Here is a 19,658-nt window from a genome sequence, read left to right as displayed (position 1 = left end):
AACAATGAAAGCATCATTATACGAAGGAAATCAAACCTTCACTGTTGTTGAAAAAGATATAGAAGCACCCGCTGCAGGTGAAGTTAGAATTAAAGTAGCTTACTGTGGAGTTTGCGGTACAGATGTACACATTTATCATGGTATGATGGACAAACGTGTAAACATTCCCTTAACTATCGGTCACGAAATGTCGGGTACTGTAGATGCAGTTGGAGAAGGAGTTGAAGGATATAAAGTAGGTGAGAAAATCACAGTTCGTCCATTAGATAACAGAGGTGAAACAGCAGCAGATAAAGGTCATAGCCATATCGCCAAAGCTTTAAAGTTTATAGGCATTGATAGCCCAGGTGCCATGCAACAATACTGGAATGTTCCTGCTTTCACATTACATAAATTAAAAGAAGAAACCGACCTTAAATTAGCCGCACTTATCGAGCCACTATCAGTTGCTTGTCATGATGTACGCATGAGTAGACTGAAGAAAGACGAAGTAGCAGTGGTCTTAGGTGGAGGTCCCATCGGATTACTTGTTGCAATGGTTGCAAAAAGTAAAGGAGCCCATGTCATTATTTCAGAAGTGAATGATGCCCGAATTAAAATGGCTGAAGGAATGGGATTCGAAGTTGTGAACCCCATCAACACCGACCTAGTCGCATATGTCGACCAACAAACAGAGGGCGGACTAGCTGATGTCGTTTTCGAGGTTGCAGGCGTACAAGCCTCTTTAGATGTAATGACAGAGGTCGCAGGCATCAGAGGGCGTATCGTGATGGTGGCCATTCATGGAGAGAAAAAACCAGTGGATCTATTCAAGTTCTTCTGGAAAGAATTGGAATTGATTGGCGCTCGTGTATACGAAAAAGAAGACTACGAAGAGTCGATTCAATTGATTACAGAAAACAAATACAATTTCGATAAGATCATCACTGCCACAAAACCAATTGATGATATCCAACAAATATTCGAAGACATCGATAAGAATCCAACAGGTATGAAATTCTTAATCGACTGTCAATAATTCTCACATCATTAGATAAAAAAATTAAGCAATGAGCGTTTTAAATACATTTAGCTTAGAAAGAAAAGTAGCTTTAGTTACAGGTTGTAAAAGAGGTATCGGTATGGGTATGGCTGTCGCTTTAGCAGAAGCTGGAGCAGACATCATTGGAGTAAGTGCCTCTTTGGAAAAATCAGGTAGTAACGTAGAAAAAGCAGTTACCGCAGTCGGTCGTAAGTTCTCTGCATATACATGCGATTTCTCCGACCGTTCCTCTCTTTATGCTTTCATCAAAGAAGTAAAAGCAGATCACCCAGTTATCGATATTCTAATCAACAATGCGGGTACAATCCTTAGAGCACCAGCTGTAGAACATCCCGACGAAATGTGGGATAAAGTTATCGAAGTAAACCAAAATGCACAGTTCATTTTAACCAGAGAAATCGGTAAAGAAATGGTGGCTCGTGGTTCTGGTAAAGTGGTATTCACAGCATCACTTCTAACTTTCCAAGGCGGTATCACCGTTCCTGGCTATGCTGCATCAAAAGGTGCCATCGGACAAATGACCATGGCTTTTGCTAACGAATGGGCATCAAAAGGCGTTAACGTTAATGCTATTGCACCTGGTTACATCGACACTGACAACACGGAAGCACTTCGTAATGACCCAGTAAGATCAGAGCAAATCCTAGCACGTATCCCTTCAGGACGCTGGGGTAAACCAACAGATTTTGCCGGCCCAGTAGTCTTCCTTTGCTCAGAAGCTAGCGCCTATATGCAAGGAGCAGTAATGCTCGTTGATGGCGGATGGATGGGGAGGTAGTCTCTTATTGTAGTGAGATTTTGGGGGATTTAGGGATTGTTTTTCTAGACACTTTTTAAATTAAAAATGAAAAGTGAAAAATTAAAAACGTAGTTAGTGACAATAACGTGGTTTTAATGTTTGAGAGAATCATTTTGATTTGGAGAGCTAATACGAACGTTACCTTCACATTTCACGTTTTTCATTTTTCATTCTTAATTTTTCATTTTCAATCTTTCATTTCCCCTCCCATCAAAGGGTTAATATTCAACTTATTTAAATTACAACAACCTTGTATATAAAATCACAATTTTTCGAAGATTACACACTAGGAGACTATAGAGAGACTCTTGGTAGAACTATAACAGAGACTGACTTTGTAGTACATGCAGGTCAGACTGGAGATTTTTTTCCGCATCATATGGACGCGGAGTGGTGTAAGACGCAGCCTTTTAAGGAGCGTATTGCACATGGCACGCTAACGTTTAGTGTGGCTATTGGGATGACGGCAACGGAGATTAATCCGGAGGCGTTTTCTAAAGGATATGATCGTTTACGTTTTGTAAAGCCGGTACATATAGGCGATACAATTCATGTGAAAGTAACGATTTCTGAGAAGTCGGAATCGAAGAAGCCAGAATTGGGTCAGGTGATTGAACACGTGGAAGTGATCAATCAAAGAGACGAATTGGTTTTGGTTTGTGATCACATTTTACTTGCGAAGAAAAAAGGGTAACTATTCTTCTATTTGGATTGGAACAATATCAACTTAACCCTTTTTCATAAGCTGTAATTGATAGTTATCAACGTCATTATAGATATACCTTATTTGACTAATGATTCATCTACGACGTTACACTATCTAGACCTCGATTTGGTGCTTGCATCATTTCGGGGTTATTTTTTGTCTTTTGGAACGCCTCCAATAGATACATTAATGGCATCTACAGTATTTAATATCTCTTTGATAATATCTTCTTGAGATACGTTCTTTAACTGAGAAGTCAATCCAGATACTACTAAAACAGCCATTACTTCATTGTTGATATCATAGACTGGAGCTGCAAAATCGGTTACTCCTTCGGTTAAGGTACTTTTCTGCACAAAGCATTTGAGATCTTTTAAATCGGATAACTCCTTCTCCAATGCTCCCTTCTCATCTTTAGAGAGTATCTGATAATCGTCAGAAGCTTTCAATATTTGCTTTCTTTCTGATGTCGATTTATTGGCTAAAATAATCTTCCCAGAATTGGTTTGGGTGATTGGAAAAACTCCGCCTACTTCTACGGATAAAGAAATTGGAGTCATACTCTTCGCCTGACAAATGATCAATAACTTATTTTGGTAGAAAAAGCTAAGATGACATGATTGTTTGATGGTCTGAGACAACTGTTCCAAGTAAGGCATAGAGGATTTCACCAAGTAATCTATCGAAGAGTGATGGTGGGATAATTGAAATAACCTTAAGGTCAGTTGATACTTTCCTGAGATCGGTTCTTTGTTGATATAACCTCTCTCCTCAAGACATACCAACATACGGTAAATCTCGTTGGGTTTACGGTTAATTCCCGTTCCAATTTCTGCTTGAGATTGTGGAACCGACTGAGACGATAAAAATTCTAAGATGTCTAATCCCTTATCTAGGGCAGGAGAGTTATAAGTAGGCATAAGCTCAATTTAGTTTCAACAAAAATAAGAAATTGGTCAAATTATAGGGTGTAAATCGTTCAGTATTTTCTAAAGTTTTGCTTTGAATTTTATCTCATCAAATATTTCGTTAAAATCAAAGAAACAAACTTAATGAAATGAATTTTTACACATCATCATATACGGAACATGTAGGTCCTGGATTGTCGGGTAACGGTGTCGGCATTCAGTATTTCAATATCAACAATGAGACTTCTGAAATAACTTTGGCTCATAGCCATGATACCATCAACCCTGGGTATTTTACTTTAAATCCAAGACATCAATTACTTTATACTTTTCAAGAACGTTTACAGGCTTTAGGTCCTCGTTTACTTTGTTTCCAAACCAATTTAGGACATTTGGAATTGGTTGGTTCTTTAGAAATTAATGGTGGTTTACCTTGTCATATTTTACACATCAAAAAGTATGATTGTTTAATAGTTAGCTGTTACGAAACTGGTAACTTTCTAAAATACGATTTGGATGAAAATGGGGTTCCTCTCCCCTTTTCACAAAATATAAAATACAGTGGAGGGAGTATCAATAAAGATCGACAAGAAGGTCCTCATGCCCACTTAGCTCATTATGATGAGGCCCATGATCTTTTACTTCTTACTGATCTAGGAAACGATAAAATCTATAGTCTAAAATATCAAAATGCCCGGTTCGAACAGGTAGCTGAAGTAAGTATCCCTGCAGGTGGAGGCCCAAGGCATTTGGTACAACATCCAAATAACAACTACTGTTTTGTTTCCAATGAAATGACTGGCAATATCAGTATTCTAAAATGGGAAAATGAAGCTTGGCAATGGATCAAGAATGTCTCAGTGATGACTCAAGATCACAATAATGTAGCATCAGCGTCCGCTATCAAATTATCTAAAGATGGTCGTTTTATCTATTGTGGAGTAAGAAGTACCAATAGTATTTCCATCCTACATTTTGATGTTAAAAAAGAAGATCTAACTCTCATCGATGAAGTACCTACCCTAGGTATTACACCAAGAGATTTCGAAATTTCTCCAGACGGTTCCATGCTTATTGTAGGCAACCAAGACTCTGCTTCTATGGTTTCTTTTTCGATACAAGAAACTACTGGAAAATTGGAGTTGATTGAGAAAGTGGAAGGGATTCGTTCGGTGTGTTGTGTGAAGTTTGAGTGACTCAATTTTTGCTCTTCTTCTTCAAATTAGAAGCTTAATTAAAACTGATATAGAAATATAGGCAAACAAAAAAGGGAACATCAAATGCTCCCTTTCTTCTCTTATATATCAAGCAGTGTTTACTTGTACACTCTCGCCTTGTTTAAGGCTCTTTGATATTTAGCCGCATAAATATTATGCTCTCTTAATGTCTTCGAAAAATGATGATATCCTGAGAAATCATCAGAGGCTACCATGTACATGTATCTGTGCTTTTCTGCATTCAATACCGCGTTTAAAGCTTGTGTAGATGGAATTCTAATTGGTCCCGGAGGTAAACCTGAATACTTATACGTATTGTAAGGTGAGTCTACTTCTAGGTGCTTGTTCAACACTCTTTTTACATCAGTAAACTCAGCCACTACTCCTTCTTCAACGCAACCAAAAACAACAGTCGGATCTGATTGTAATGCCCATCCTTTATTTAGACGGTTTACATACAAACCAGCTACTTTTGGCATCTCGTCTACCTTAATGGTTTCCGATTCTACAATAGAAGCTAAAACAGTTACTTGGTAAGGAGTTAAGCCTAATTTCTCTGCTTTTTGTTTTCTAGAATCGTTCCAGAAGTTATCATACTCCTTTTTCATTCTTGTGACCAAACCTTTTGCAGATAAGGTCCAATATACTTCGTAGGTATTAGGAATGAAGATAGCTTTTACGGTCATGCTGTCCAATCCTAAGGCGTTTAATAACTCTTTATCATGGATGGCATCTAAAACTTCGTCTGGAGTAATTTCTAAACGAGGTGTTATTCTTTGTGCTACGTCTTCTAATGTTCTTGCATTATTGAACGTGATTTTAGTCGGAGACTGTGCTCCAGATCTTAAATAGCGAACTGCTTCGATATTGGTCATACCTGGCTGTAAAACATACAAACCTGGCTTCACATTCTCGTTATATTTTAGTGCCTTACTTACAAATCTAAAAGGAACCAACTCAGAAATGATATCATACTTTTGTAAAGTGTCTGATACATTTTGAATTGTTGCTCCATGAGGGATTCTTATAACAGCAGGCTGTGCATTTTTCCCTGGAAGAATATTTTTAGTATAAAAAACTTGGTAGAAGTAAACGATTAAGCTAATCGATAAAACTGATATACCAATAAATAAAAAAACGCGTAAGTTCTTCTTTACCATTGTGTTTAAATTTGCCTCAAAATTATTGAATCGGTTCTTGAGGTTAAAGTTTATGTTCAGGACGGTAAATCAACGTAGATAAACGGTCTTTTGCAAACATTTCGTTCGCAACTTCAAGTAAATCTTCCGAAGTGATATCCCTAATTTGTTGGAAAACCTCTTCTAAGGTTTCAAATTTTTCTTTATCCAAAAGGGCTTTCCCCATACCTAACATAATCGAAAGATTCGATTCTCCAGACATGGCTATTTGTCCCATAATTTGTTGTTTGGCTGCACGTAATTGCTGAACACCTAACTTCTTATCTCTTAATTTTGCCAATTCTCTATCCACAAGTTTTATACACTTATTCAAGCTTTTCTCTTCTGTGGCAAAATAAATACTAAACTGACCGCTATCTAAAAAGGCTGAAGATCCTGCAGTAATATCATAGACATAACCGTATTTTTCTCTAATACCTAAGTTTAATCTAGAATTCATTGCTGGACCACCTAGTAGGTTGGTCAATAAGAAGAATGACATGCGTTTTTGGTGATGCAACTCGTAAGCATCCGATCCCATCATGACATGACATTGAGTTATAGGCTTTTTTCTTTCGACATGCATAGGAGTATAACCTGTGAAAGGAATTCTGCTTCTTTCTACTCTGCGTTCAGGAATGTGTGAAAAATACTTTTCTCCTAATGCCACTACTTTTTCAAAATCAAGATTAGAAACAGAAGCAAAAACTACTTCATGCGTATCCACATTCTGATTGATAAAATCAAAGAAATCTTGTTGTTGAAAACTGTTGACACTGTCTATTGTTCCTAATATATTTCTTCCTAGCGGATGATTTGGGAAAATCATTTCATCAAATTCATCTCCAATCGCATCAGTTGGATCATCTCTGTAAAGAGACATTTCTTCCAGAATAACAGAACGTTCTTTATCAATTTCCTTTACAGGGAAACTCGAATTAAACGTTAAGTCTGATAATATATCTACTGATTTTTCGAAATGTTCTACCAAAGTAGAAGCATAGAAATTTATTTTTTCCTTTGAAGTATAGGCATTCAACTCACCTCCAACGGCATCAATACTATTTAATATATGATAGGCTTTTCTTTTATTAGTACCTTTAAATGCCATATGTTCCCAAAAGTGTGCGATACCTTGTTGCTCCAAAGTTTCGTCTCTACTTCCGACATTTAACACTACCCCGCAATGTGCTAGTTTAGTACTTTTTACCTGTCTATGTATTATTCTTATACCGTTCTCTAAACGATGTATCTGAAATCTTTTATCCATGAGTTGTAATCCCCTCCAAATGAACACGCTACAATAAACGAATTCACCAAAATTTAATTAGCTCGCAAAATTAATCAATCTGCTTGAAGAATTATGAATAAAGTCCTGTTTTTTAGTGAACAATATTTATTTATATAAAAATACCATACCGTATAAATATCTCTACTTATAGGTATGGTAAACATCACGAGTATGATGCCTTGAAATACTATAAACACACAACAACCTAGGAAACTTTTGCTTCCTCTAGTTAATTTTCTTTTTTTCTTAATTGATTTTTGTGGTACCTCTACTTCCAACTACAATTACTTCGTTGACCGATTTATGGTTTAGTTCTTCTACTTCTCCGTTTCTCCATCGAACAATTACTTTCGTTGGAATTTCATTTCTTAAACCAAAATGAACTGTATTCAACAAACTTTGAGAATGTATTTCACCTGCTGAAGCCACTCTTCTTTTATATTTTGTAGTAGCAGTATATACTTCGACTACCGCAGACATTGGATCTACGTTGTCTTTTGGACTGTACCCTACGCGTACTTGTAAATAGTTATTTTTATTAGTTGTAGTGTTTTTATACAAATACCATTTTCCATAGTTATCACTACCACTCAACAAATCTACTTTGCCGTCTAAATTATAATCAAAAGCTTGTCCCATATCACCGTGACCTTTGTCGTTTATGTCCACTGCTTTGTGAGATGTTGTGATATCAAAACTTCCTTTTCCATTATTCAGTAATAACCAATCGGTTACTCTAGATTTTAAAAATCCGAATCGGTAAACAAATAAATCTTGATAGCCATTGTTATTGAAATCACCTACCGTGACTCCTTGGTGGCTTCCACCTTTTGGTAAATTGTACTTTTGGGTTACATCCATAAATTTACCACCTTGATTTTTAAGTAAAATATCTTGAACATTTCTGTTTTGTGGATCCCAAGTAGAAGTAACATTAGAAACACCATCTACAGAAATTCTGACATCCCAATAAATGTTCATATTTCTCACCCATTCCATTTTCCACTTTCCATTCCCTACATAACCAAAGTACCAACCATTGGCAGAACGATCATCCGGCCATCCTTCTGCCATTTTTTGGTCGATAGTTAATTTGTCATTCTCATCAAGAGAAGGAATCGTATGCAATTGTTTGCCTAAGTGAATGGGGAAACCGTCATCATAAAGACGGTACCAAAGGAAAATACCAGAGATTGTAATGTCACCTTCTGCTACAAATTCGAGGGCAGTTATTGCTTTATTACCTTCATCTCTAATATCCAACCTGTTGGTAAGCGGGTTAAAATCATAAGACTTGTTAGCGGTTTGATAATAGGTTTTTCCTCTAGCTAAATAGAGGTCTAATAAACCATCATTATCGAGATCTATATCAGTAGCACCTGTCACAAAATCTAAACCTTGAACATGTTGGGGAAGCCATTTTTCACTTTGATCTGTAAATGCAAAATCACCATTACCAATCCATATCGAAAGAGGTTCAAAAAGAACTAAATCTTCAATATTGTCGTTGTTTAGATCTGTCACTAAAATTCTTTCGGCATCTGCACTTTCTATTCCTTCACTTCTTATATGAGTAAAAGTACCATCGCCATTATTTTTATAAAGGATATGTCTTAATCCATCAGAAGTATTTAGTCCTTCAGCATTGATAAATATCAAATCTAAATCGCCATCCTTATCCATATCAATCCAACGAACAGATCGTCCTCTAGATCCTAATGTTATCCCTGCTTCTTTAGTAACTACAGTAAAGTGGTCTCCATCATTCCTCAATAAATGAGGTGGTTGAGGGTTGGTTCCGTTACCGCCTCCTTGAGAAATAAGAATATCCAAATCACCATCATTATCATAGTCGCCTAGTGCTGAACCATGAATATCCCATCTTCTTAATTCTTCTGTGTGTTGTGTTACGGTACCATCTCCATTATTCCAAAATAGTTTTGCAGGTACTTTATCATGATTATTCAATACAAAATCATAATACCCGTTGTTATTGACGTCTCCTATTGATGGCCCTCCATATTTCCATGTTGTTTCTGTTTTAAACCCTGAGGATTCTGAAATATCATCAAAAGAAGGTATTTGAGCATCGCTTTCACGTAAAGCAATTTGATTCACTTGAATCTCACTTCCCTGATTATAGAACTTTAAAGTTTTAGCACCTGTTGTTTTAAAGTCAACTAACACTTTAAATTGATGATTACCCTGATGAGGTATATCGAGATTATCTACTAAAACAATAGTATCTGATTTAATGGTAAGGTTAGCATAATTCCCTAAGCAATGAACATCAAGCATTAGGTTTTTTACAGGAGATGATAAAACTTCTACTTTTACCTCTTCTATTGTAAGCCCTACCCGAATCGATTGGTTAATTATCTGATTTGTTGAAGTTATACACCCAAAAAACACCAGACATAAAAAAATTATATGTAAGATACTTCGTCTAGTCATAATATGTCATTTCATTTCTACTGCAAGAAGATGTATCAGGAGGGAAATTAAAAAAAACGCTACTAGACAATAAATTGACAAGTACAATAAAAAGTGATAATCTTAATGCCTATAACATGATTTTAGATAGACAAAAACAGATATGTATGTGCAAATTATCTTTTCATAGAGAATTTTTCTTTAGAAGAAATTGATAAAACTTTTTGATTAGATTTTGAATATAATGTTAATGCTAAAAGTTTTTTAGGTCCATAAATTCAAAAACAGCTATCGTTTAATTGTTAATTCATGACATATATCAGTTTTTTAAATTAAAAGACAAAACAATCTATTTTTCAATTAACAATTAATTAAGTAACATTCATCATCTTTATAAATTTCATAATCAATCAACGAAAATTTACCATATAATTAATTTTATATCAATATTTTATAAATAATCAAAAAACACAAAAATACCTTTTAATCTTTAAATGAATAATCATTCACAAATGAAGATTTTTTCAATTAAGAATGTTAAACAAAAAATTGATTTTATACTCAAATAGGTGATTTAATGACTTGCATCACTAAAATATATTGATCATCACAACCTTCTTTAGATGATTAAGAAACGGCGTTGCGTTTGTTAGATTTTGTTTACAATAAAAGTATTTGATTTCAATTTTTAGTGTCAATCTTTGAATCACAAACAAAACACAAAAAGATATTTAAATCTGTTTTAAGATAAACTTATAAACCTAAACGTATCAATTATCCATGAAAGGGTTATCCACTATAATTACGCTAAACTTCGTTTTGTTCATTTCGTTATTCGCAAATGCTCAAGACCAAAAAAAACTATCAAACGATAGTAAAATTACAATCGAAGGTACATCTTCTTTACACGATTGGCATTCAGATGTAAAACAAGTTTCTGGATCTGCTCAATTAGCCACTGATGGTAATAAAGTTACATCCATCGATCAATTAGATCTTACTTTTGTAGTAAAAAGTATTGAGTCTGGAAAAAGTGCAATGAACAAAAATATCTTCAAAGCATTAAAAGAAGATAAAAATCCTAATATCACTTTTAAATCCACTTCTGCTACTGTAGATGCTAACGGTGTAGTTACTGCTAAAGGTAACTTGACTATTGCAGGTGCTACTAAAGAAGTAACATTAACTGCAAACTCTGCAGTGAATGGTTCTAAAGTGACTTTCGAAGGAAAAACTACATTTAACATGACAGAATATTCTGTAGAACCTCCAACAGCAATGTTTGGTACAATTACTACAGGCGACGAAGTAACTATCGTTTATTCTGCAGTATTTGGTGGTTAATCCTCCCCATATTTCGCATAAACTTTTGCAACAGCAAAATTTCTATTCATAAATTTTTCTTTGGAGTTTTTATCTGAAATTATCCTCTTGATAAAAGTACTCCCAACAAAATACAACCTATTTTAAAATAGCAACAAACAATGAAAAAAGTTTTATTATCTATCGTAGCTGCATTGTTCGCAATGTCTGCTTTCGCTCAAGCACCGGTTAAAGTTACTGAAGCGGATACTACAAAAAGAGTTCAAATCGGTGGTGGTTTAAACCTAATCTACCAAGGTCTTAACCAAACTGGTGTTTATAAAAACTTCGGAGATGAAACAACTCCAGACATCCAAGAAGCACAAGTAACAGATTGGTTCCGTCTTCCTGCAGGTGACTTAGACTTTAGAGTAAGAATTGCTGACGGTGTTAACTTACATACTTCAGTATGGTTAGCTTCTCACCATCACACTGATACTTACTTCGGTTTTGGTTACTTAGAAGTTCAAAAATTTGATGTTTTAGGTCTTGGTTCAGGTGCAACTGATTTCTTAAACAACCACATTATGATTAAAGCTGGTATTGGTAACTCAATGTTCTCGACTAACCAATACTACAGAACTACCAACGCAAACGCGAAAAACAACCCGTTCATCTCAAACACTTTGATTGATGACTTCGGTACTGCGTTATTCGGTGAGGCTTACTTCTTCGCTAACGACAAAGAATCATTCTTAATGTTCGGTCTTCATGACTTCGCTTCTAAGTTTGGTAACTCAGTAGTTCCTCAAGGACAAGACAAAGGTAGACTTCCAAGATTATCATTAGTTGGTAACAAAGTATTCAACTTTAACGAAGACACTAAATTAGCTCTTCAAGCTGGTTATGTTACAGCTTTAGAAGATGGTACTTCTTCTCAACAGTTCAAAAACAACAGAGCAGGTTCTGAATTAGCTCAAATCTTCAACCAAGGCGACTTCGGTGGTGATATGGGTCTTCAACAAAGAAACGAAAACAACATCTCTGTTGATGCAACTTTCAACTGGAAAGGTTTACAAGCTAGAGCTTCTTACCAACACTTAATGGGTGAGCATAACCTTGGTGGTTGGAGAGAAGGTGATGTTTCTCAATTCACTTTTGACGTAACTTACGACATCTCATCTAAAGTTTACTTAGCAGGTCGTTTCAACTCTGTTGGTTCTAAATTAGAAGTAGAAAACGGTGAGAAATACGAAGGTCAAAAAATCGAAATCGGTGCTGGTTACGAAATGACTAAAGGTATCTTGATGAAAGCTTCTTACTTCAACCAAGACATGACTAACGACTTCGTTGGTATCGAAAATGGTAACGTAAACGGTTTATTAGTAGGTCTTAACCTTTACTTCTAATCCAACGCTTTCTAAAAAGCTATATATATAAAGAAGAGGTGATCTCAATTTAATTTGAGGTCACCTTTTTTGTTTTAGGCTAACTCCTTACTAATAGTCCATGTAACGAGGGGTTGCACCACCTCTCTCTCGTTAAATTAACATGCCCTCTTAGTTCCTTAGTTCCTTAGTTCCTTAGTTCAAAATACGAGCGTTAACTTAGCCAACTCCTAACTCCTAACTCCTAACTCCTAACTCCTAACTCCTAACTCCTAACTCCTAACTCCTAATTTAAACTCATCGTCCCTACCTCTTACTTCTTACTTCTTACTTTTTCACCTCTTCCCCCTTACTTCTCCCCTAGATTTGGAAATATAGTACACAAATCAGATAATAAAGCATTTAACCTCCCCGACTCCTCTAGTCTAATTTTGTATCAAGAAATCAAACACGAATTATTACTTAACCTAACTCACTTATGAACCAATTAACGAATAAAGTAAAGGCTTTTTTATCTCAAGATCCGATTCCATCATTTATCAATGGACAATGGAAAAAAAGCGAATTTGATCAAGCATCAGCTATAGAAAATCCTGCAAACAAGGAGGTACTCACTAAAGTTGCCCAAGGTAGTGTTGCCGATGTCGAAGATGCCATCAATGCAGCAGATGCCGCATTTCTTCAATGGAAAAACTACTCTCCAAAACAGCGTGCTGAAATTTTAAATCGTTTTGCTGATTTATGTGAACGCGATGCTGAGGAACTGGCACAACTCGAAGCACTTGATGTAGGGAAAGCCATCAATAATGCCAGAGGATTTGATGTTCCTTTCGGAATCGAATGTATACGATATTTCTCTAATCTAATTCTTGAAAAAGATTTTGAAAAGAACTTAGAAATCGAAGGTATCAATGGCAAACAAGTACGTATTCCTTATGGTGTTGTAGGGTTTATCTTCCCTTGGAATTTCCCACTAACACTTTGTATGTGGGGAATCGGGCCAGCATTGGCTGCAGGCAATACAGTAGTTATTAAACCTGCTGAAATTACACCTTTGAGTACGCTATATCTAGGTATTTTGGCACAAGAGGCGGGTATTCCAGAAGGTGTTATCAACATTGTTCCGGGTAGAGGATCTGTAGTTGGAGAGACCATTACTTCCCATCCGAAAGTGAAATGTGTATCCTTTACTGGGTCATCTTCAGTTGGTAAACATATTGGTCAGAATTGCGGAATGAACCTAAAACCTGCGAAGTTAGAACTTGGCGGTAAAGGTGGTGCAATCGTATTTAACGATGCAGATATTGATCATGCTGCTGGAGGTTTAGCAGGTGCAATTACTCTAAATACGGGTCAGGTTTGCTGTACGGCAACACGCTGGATTGTACAAGAAGATGTTGCTGATAAATTTGTGGAAAAAGTGAAGGCACAGCTTCAAAAAACAGTCATTAAAGCAGGGATGATGGAAGAAAGTGAAATGGGACCTGTCGTAAGTAAAAAGCAACAAGACAGTATCATCGATTACATTCAGAAGGGTATAAAAGAAGGAGCAAAACTTATCCTCGGAAGCGATCAATTGATGGAAAGCGAGGGATATTACGTTCCACCAACATTATTGATGGGCGGAGAAGATAATATCTGTTTCAAAGAAGAAATCTTCGGACCTGTGGCTTTCATCACTACTTTCAAAACGGAAGAAGATGCCATCCGTCAAGTAAACAGTTTGGACTATGGTTTAGCCAATAGCGTTTGGACAAAATCACCCGAAAAGGCACAAAGAGTAGCTCTAGAAATGGTATCGGGCAACAGTTGGGTGAATGCTCACAACGTCTTTGCTTACGGTTTACCTTACGGTGGAGTAAACGGAAGTGGAAACGGTGGAGGTGTAAACAGCATCGAAACGTTATTCGACTATACTAGAGGATTAACTATTGCAGAACCTATCGCATAAGTTATGGATCAAAATGAATTAATAAAGTATCTCCGAACCCAAGGAATAATAAATACCAATGCAGTCGAGATCACCCCACTTAATGGTGGGGTCTCTTGCGAAATTCTTCTCATTGAAGATGGCCTGCAACGTTTAGTTGTCAAACGTGCGCTGAAGAAACTAAAAGTCAAAGAAGATTGGTTTGCTGATATTGGTAGAAACGTTACGGAACAGGAGTACCTAAAATACGTCGGCAGCCTACTACCTGATGCTGTCCCAAAAATCATTTACCAAGATAAAGAACATCACTTTTTCTGTATGGAGATGATTGAAGGTGATTTTGAAAATTGGAAAAAAGAACTGCTCGCGGGAACATGTAATAATGCCTATGCAAGAGAAGCAGGTCATATTCTAGGAATCATTCACAACACCTCATTTGATAATGAAGCGTTAGCAAAACAGTTTGATACAACACAGAATTTCTTTGAGCTTAGACTCGATCCTTATTTATTAAGTACTGCTAAAAAACATCCTAAAATTGCTCATTATTTTAATGAGGAAGCATTACGTTTAAATAAGACTCATAAGTGTCTTGTTCATGGCGATTTCAGTCCTAAGAACATCATGGTTTCCCCCCATCGATTAGTGGTTTTAGATTGTGAAGTCGCTTGGTATGGAGACCCCGTATTCGATCTTGCTTTCTTGATCAATCACTTTACGCTCAAAGGACTCTTGATGCCTGAAAAATCACATCAATTAATGCATTTGGCAACACAGTTTTTTACTGCCTATAAGGAAAAAGCCACTTCATTTCCTGTGGATCACTTGGAACGACAAAGCATTCATCTTCTTTTATTATTGATGTTAGCAAGAGTGGATGGAAAATCGCCTGTTGAATATTTAAATACAGATCAACAGGAAATAATACGATCATTTGTTTATGAAACTCTTCCTAAGGAGATCAAAAAATTAGACGAGTTTATATCACTTTGGAACAAAACAACGCAACTAAAATATGAATATTAAACACATAGATGCCTATCAGATATACGACTCTAGAGGGTATCCAACTCTAGAAGTCGAAGTCACTTTAGAAGATGGAACAACTGGGCGTGGATTGGTGCCTTCGGGTGCATCAACTGGACAGTTCGAAGCTTGGGAGTTGAGAGATGGTGATAAATCAAAATTCAGAGGTAAATCGGTCTATAAAGCCATTGAAAATGTTCGAGGAGAAATCGCCAATGCTATTATCGGTCAGTCGGTCTTCGAACAAGAAGCAATCGATCAGAAAATGATTGCATTAGATGGCACTCCAAACAAATCGAGATTAGGAGCCAATGCCATTTTAGGTACATCAATGGCTGTGGCTTATGCAGCTGCTAAAGCGAAAAACATTCCTCTTTTTGAGTATTTAGGTAATGGAAAAGGCTATCTGATTCCACTTAACGAAATTCAAATTTTAGGAGGTGGGGCACACGCCGATTGGGCAACTGATATTCAGGATTTCTTGGTCATTGCTGTTGGTGCAAAAACATATGAAGAAACCCTTGAAATGACGCACAATATCTATCACGCTGCTGGTGAGGTGATGAAAGAAAAAGGGAAATGCGTAGGTATTGCTGATGAAGGTGGCTGGTGGCCAGATTACATTGATAATGAAGAACCATTTGAGGTGTTTATGGAGGCTATCAAAAGAGCAGGTTACGAGGCAGGAAGAGACGTTGCCATATCACTTGATATAGCCGCAAGCGACTTGTTCGATGGAGAAAACTATCACTTACGATTAGAAGATAGAAAACTCACCCCAGACGAATTCTACGATATGATGAAGCTTTGGTGTGAAAAGTATCCGATTGTATCTATCGAAGATCCTTTCGCAGATACAGCCTTCGATTATTGGAAAAAATTCACCGATGAATTCGGAGATCGTGTACAGATTATTGGTGACGATTTATTCACTACAAACATCAAACGTATAAAAGAAGGAATCGACAAAGGTTTGGCCAATTCGGTACTTATCAAGCTGAATCAAATTGGTTCGGTTTCCGAGACACTTAAAGCGATTGAACTGACGCAAAATGCTGGTTGGCTTCCGGTAGTTTCTGCTCGATCTGGCGAAACAGAAGATGCATTCATATCTCATCTTGCTGTTGCCACCAATGCTGGTCAGCTAAAAGTAGGTTCCTTTGCAAGAAGTGAACGTATGGTAAAATGGAACGAAAATCTTAGAATCCAACGTAAACTTGGTGATAAAGCAGCGTTTATTGGTGGTAAGATTTATGATAGAATTTTTGCTAAAGAAACGGTTTAAAAGTAAGAAGTAAAAGGTAAGAGGTTCGGGTACTTTTTGTGCTCGGACCTTTTTTATTTAAGAGGATATACCTTAAATCACTTTTTTGTATTCAACTAGATCGTTAATTGAATATGATGAATATTTGTTTTGAGATGTTCTTCTAAGTTTCTCTAGTTCGTTTTTGGCTTGTATTTCAATCCATAACATAGGGCTATGATTAAAAATTTTGCCAAAAATTAGTGCTAAGTCATAGTTTACTGGACGTTCACCACTTATTAATTTACTTAGATTCGAAGGTTTTAATCCAACATATTCTGCAAATTGTTTTTGCTTGATTTTCAAGGTTTTCAAAATGATTTTCAGAAAGTTACCCACAGGTATTATATCATTATCATTAGATGCTAGATAGTCTTCCATTTGGTATTTAATATTGAGTAATTCAATATTCATTCTTTGTTCACTATTTCTAGCCTGAGCCTTTTTGAGTAAAATCGCTTGAAACTCATTAAACCCCTCTGTTCCAACATCCATTGATTGAGTTAGTGTGCTTTCATTAGGTTCTTCTATTTTCTTTTTCATATTATTTAGATCTTTTTAAGTATTCTTTAATTAATTTTTCCCCAGCCTCCCAATCTATAAACATTCTATTGCCTAAAGCTACCTCAGCACCATACCTACTCATATACCAATGAATAAGCTTCGTCTTAGAAGTAAAGGTTAGAAACCCTTTGTAATCACCTTCGATCTTAAAACTTTCTCTACAAGCAAAAGCTATCAAACATCCAGCAACATAATCATATCTTTTATTCACTTTTCCGATATTTTCAGGTGCGATTTCAAGAGCTTCCATGATTAACATTTTGTTTTCAATTCGCAAACAAATAGCTCCCTCTATTTTAGAGATTGATTCATCTTTTACCTTAAGAATAAAGACCTTTCCAATTTTTGATAAATCCTTCCAATTAAAATTCCAACCATCTTTTTTAAGTGGAATATTATGAGCATTAAGAGACTGAATTTCTGAGGGTATTAATTGTTTATTCAGTTTATCTAAAATATAAATCATTTAAGCAAAAATACTAAAAAGTTATCATTTTTATATAATTTATTGAAAATAATATATCAATATACGATCACAAAGTATAGTTTCAATATTAAATTCAACTTTAGTCAATTGAAATTAAAAAATACAAAAATCAATCACAAACATTAAATTGGTCAACCAAAATACCAAAAACTTAATTATATTTACACTACTACTTCAACAACACTTTTTGAAATGAATAAATACTTTACTGCAACTTCAATTTTATCTATAGCAGGAGCAATTCTGTTATATTCATTTACCGAATTTATAGATCAAGCAGCACTATTATTAATAGGTGGCATCGCAATAATGGCCGTAGGCACTAAGCAATCCAAGCGTTTTGGAGGCTTTTCGTTTTCATTTTGGATATTAAGTGGAGTGATTGCCTCGTTGGCATATCCTCAGTATTTCACTAATATAGGCGAGTTCAATACAAAAAGATTAATCGTCCCTTTAATTCAAATTATCATGTTTGGAATGGGGTCTCAGATGAGTTTGAAAGACTTTTCTGGTGTTTTGAAAATGCCTAAAGGAGTGATCATTGGAGTGGTTTGTCAGTTTACAATAATGCCCATCGTTGGGTTCTCTCTGGCTTATCTATTTCAATTTCCCTCAGAAGTAGCCGCTGGTATTATCCTTATTGGCTCATCACCAAGTGGATTAGCATCTAATGTGATGGCCTTCATTTCTAAAGCAAATCTTGCTTTATCAGTCACTTTAACGGCATTTGCAACATTATTATCTCCTATCATGACCCCTCTGATGATGAAAATTTTCGCTTCAGAAATGGTTGTGATCGATTTTGTCAATATGATGGCAGATATTTTCAATATGGTGATTTTGCCTATCTGCGCCGGACTCATCTTCAACCTCATCGCTTTTGATCATAAAGATTTTAAATCAAAGATATATCAATTAATTGCCTATATCGGAATTGTCTTATTGAAGGTTTTCCTCAATACTTTCCATTCTGATCATCAGCTTCACGATTTTCTATACGGTACACTTTTAGATACCCTCATCTTTGTGATTGCTCCCATCCTACTTGCTCTTGTTTTTGTTAGAATTTGGGGAGAAAGAAAGGACATTATTAATAATGCCCTCACCAATGTTTCTTTGATCGGAATTGCTGTCATTATTATCGTTATCATCGCTGCAGGTAGAGAACATCTGATGAATGTCGGTTTCTTCTTAATTCTCGCATGTTTCCTACACAACACTCTTGGCTATGTGCTTGGTTACTCAATGAGTAAACTGCTCCGTTTAAACGAAAAAGATTGTCGTACCATCGCTTTTGAAGTAGGTATGCAAAACGGTGGATTGGCTTCTGGTTTAGCACATCAAATGGGAAAATTAGCAACGCTTGGTTTGGCTCCAGCAGTGTTTGGGTCGATTATGAATATTACGGGTTCGACGTTGGCGTCTTGGTGGAAGAGCAGGTAGCAGGTAGCAGGTAGCAGGTAGCAGGTAGCAAAGTTGACGCTCGTTTTAACTAAGAAACTAAGGAACTAAGGAACTAAGGAACTAAGTTTTTGAAGTAATGACTCTTTTTGATGTTGGCTAATATTTCATGAATAATCAAAAAAGGCACCCATGATAAGAATCCAGCGATTAGATAATTTGATACGGGTTCGGTGTGATCTATGTAATGTAATATGAGATTATTTACTCTTAATAGGATGGCTGAATTGGCCAATATGAAACTTCCTATTGCCCATTTTTTATGTGATACTATGTCGTTATTTCGAATGCTGACATAAGATTTCAAGGTATAAAAGAACCAGAGAATTGATAGTGTGCTAAATAGTATTATTCCTGTTAATCCTCCGATGGCATAAAACGACATGATTAAACCACTTGGTGCAGCTAAAAATAAAACGGTGAAAACATATACTTTTCCTGTTATCAAATGAAATTTACTTTTTGTGAAAACCATTTGATATAAAGCACATAATATAGTGATTGGAGCAAATACGATATGTGTATAAAGAGCAAATTGATAATAGGAGAATATATCTTCTTTCCCTATCAAGAAACCTTTTTGAAAGTTGGGTGTGAAATATTTCAACGAAAACCCTATTACC

The 19,658-nt window shown here is 36.0% G+C and carries 17 protein-coding genes; 10 read left to right on the top strand and 7 right to left on the bottom strand.

The genetic code is table 11. From position 1 onward, the window contains the following. The first annotated feature begins 4 nt into the window (after positions 1 to 4). The 3 genes from KMW28_RS04430 (at position 5) to KMW28_RS04420 (ending at position 2,535) form a co-directional block, all read left to right on the top strand. Complete coding sequence (locus KMW28_RS04430) at positions 5 to 1,018, top strand: zinc-dependent alcohol dehydrogenase (RefSeq protein WP_169664323.1); 1,014 nt, start codon at positions 5 to 7, stop codon at positions 1,016 to 1,018. A gap of 31 nt (positions 1,019 to 1,049) precedes the next feature. Beyond that, positions 1,050 to 1,820 carry an SDR family oxidoreductase gene (locus KMW28_RS04425; RefSeq protein ID WP_169664322.1) on the top strand — a complete coding sequence of 257 codons (771 nt, stop codon included), beginning with the start codon at positions 1,050 to 1,052 and terminating at the stop codon, positions 1,818 to 1,820. 271 nt (positions 1,821 to 2,091) lie between these two features. Next, a complete protein-coding gene (locus tag KMW28_RS04420) occupies positions 2,092 to 2,535 on the top strand; it encodes a MaoC family dehydratase (protein ID WP_169664321.1) in 444 nt (147 codons plus the stop codon). A 161-nt stretch (positions 2,536 to 2,696) separates the two neighbouring features. Here KMW28_RS04420 and KMW28_RS04415 read toward each other — a convergent pair whose 3' ends face one another. Continuing rightward, the gene (locus KMW28_RS04415) at positions 2,697 to 3,467 is read right to left on the bottom strand and encodes an IclR family transcriptional regulator (protein ID WP_169664320.1); all 771 of its coding nucleotides are present in this window, start codon (positions 3,465 to 3,467) and stop codon (positions 2,697 to 2,699) included. Between the two features lie 137 nt (positions 3,468 to 3,604). Here KMW28_RS04415 and KMW28_RS04410 point away from each other — a divergent pair, with 137 nt between their 5' ends. Beyond that, positions 3,605 to 4,651, top strand: coding sequence for a lactonase family protein (locus tag KMW28_RS04410; RefSeq protein ID WP_169664319.1), 1,047 nt, complete (start codon positions 3,605 to 3,607; stop codon positions 4,649 to 4,651). A gap of 119 nt (positions 4,652 to 4,770) precedes the next feature. Here the strand turns inward: KMW28_RS04410 and mltG are convergent, their stop codons facing one another. From mltG to KMW28_RS04395, 3 genes are all read right to left on the bottom strand, one after another. Then, positions 4,771 to 5,832 carry an endolytic transglycosylase MltG gene (gene mltG, locus KMW28_RS04405; RefSeq protein WP_169664318.1) on the bottom strand — a complete coding sequence of 354 codons (1,062 nt, stop codon included), beginning with the start codon at positions 5,830 to 5,832 and terminating at the stop codon, positions 4,771 to 4,773. 43 nt (positions 5,833 to 5,875) lie between these two features. After that, complete coding sequence (locus KMW28_RS04400; RefSeq protein ID WP_169664317.1) at positions 5,876 to 7,120, bottom strand: M16 family metallopeptidase; 1,245 nt, start codon at positions 7,118 to 7,120, stop codon at positions 5,876 to 5,878. 267 nt (positions 7,121 to 7,387) lie between these two features. Next, on the bottom strand, positions 7,388 to 9,439 hold the full coding sequence (locus KMW28_RS04395; protein WP_169664316.1) for an FG-GAP repeat domain-containing protein: 2,052 nt from the start codon (positions 9,437 to 9,439) through the stop codon (positions 7,388 to 7,390). A 915-nt stretch (positions 9,440 to 10,354) separates the two neighbouring features. Here KMW28_RS04395 and KMW28_RS04390 point away from each other — a divergent pair. From KMW28_RS04390 to eno, 5 genes are all read left to right on the top strand, one after another. Then, positions 10,355 to 10,918, top strand: coding sequence for a YceI family protein (locus KMW28_RS04390; RefSeq protein ID WP_169664315.1), 564 nt, complete (start codon positions 10,355 to 10,357; stop codon positions 10,916 to 10,918). 140 nt (positions 10,919 to 11,058) lie between these two features. Continuing rightward, positions 11,059 to 12,285: a hypothetical protein gene (locus tag KMW28_RS04385; RefSeq protein WP_169664314.1), complete on the top strand. Its 1,227-nt coding sequence runs from the start codon at positions 11,059 to 11,061 to the stop codon at positions 12,283 to 12,285. 457 nt (positions 12,286 to 12,742) lie between these two features. After that, positions 12,743 to 14,215, top strand: a complete 1,473-nt coding sequence (locus KMW28_RS04380) for an aldehyde dehydrogenase family protein (protein WP_169664313.1) — start codon at positions 12,743 to 12,745, stop codon at positions 14,213 to 14,215. Between the two features lie 3 nt (positions 14,216 to 14,218). Continuing rightward, entirely contained in the window at positions 14,219 to 15,220 is a 1,002-nt protein-coding gene (locus tag KMW28_RS04375; protein ID WP_169664312.1) for a phosphotransferase family protein, read from the top strand. Beyond that, positions 15,210 to 16,505: a phosphopyruvate hydratase gene (gene eno / locus KMW28_RS04370; RefSeq protein WP_169664311.1), complete on the top strand. Its 1,296-nt coding sequence runs from the start codon at positions 15,210 to 15,212 to the stop codon at positions 16,503 to 16,505. Before KMW28_RS04375 ends, eno begins: the two co-directional genes overlap by 11 nt. A 72-nt stretch (positions 16,506 to 16,577) precedes the next feature. Here the strand turns inward: eno and KMW28_RS04365 are convergent, their stop codons facing one another. Both KMW28_RS04365 and KMW28_RS04360 read right to left on the bottom strand, forming a co-directional pair. Next, complete coding sequence (locus tag KMW28_RS04365) at positions 16,578 to 17,066, bottom strand: helix-turn-helix transcriptional regulator (protein ID WP_169664310.1); 489 nt, start codon at positions 17,064 to 17,066, stop codon at positions 16,578 to 16,580. Position 17,067: 1 nt separating this feature from the next. Next, on the bottom strand, positions 17,068 to 17,553 hold the full coding sequence (locus KMW28_RS04360; RefSeq protein WP_169664309.1) for a hypothetical protein: 486 nt from the start codon (positions 17,551 to 17,553) through the stop codon (positions 17,068 to 17,070). A 213-nt stretch (positions 17,554 to 17,766) separates the two neighbouring features. Between KMW28_RS04360 and KMW28_RS04355 the strand changes: the two genes are divergently transcribed. Continuing rightward, the gene (locus KMW28_RS04355) at positions 17,767 to 19,017 is read left to right on the top strand and encodes a bile acid:sodium symporter family protein (RefSeq protein WP_240972754.1); all 1,251 of its coding nucleotides are present in this window, start codon (positions 17,767 to 17,769) and stop codon (positions 19,015 to 19,017) included. A 73-nt stretch (positions 19,018 to 19,090) separates the two neighbouring features. On the opposite strand, the gene KMW28_RS04350 is transcribed toward KMW28_RS04355, so the two are convergent. After that, complete coding sequence (locus tag KMW28_RS04350) at positions 19,091 to 19,642, bottom strand: DUF2306 domain-containing protein (protein ID WP_183363903.1); 552 nt, start codon at positions 19,640 to 19,642, stop codon at positions 19,091 to 19,093. Between the last annotated feature and the right edge of the window lie 16 nt (positions 19,643 to 19,658).

The organism is Flammeovirga yaeyamensis (genome assembly GCF_018736045.1).
Lineage (GTDB): Bacteria > Bacteroidota > Bacteroidia > Cytophagales > Flammeovirgaceae > Flammeovirga > Flammeovirga yaeyamensis.
The sequence above is the reverse complement of the archived record's forward strand: the minus strand, read 5'-3'. Positions and strand labels throughout refer to the sequence as shown.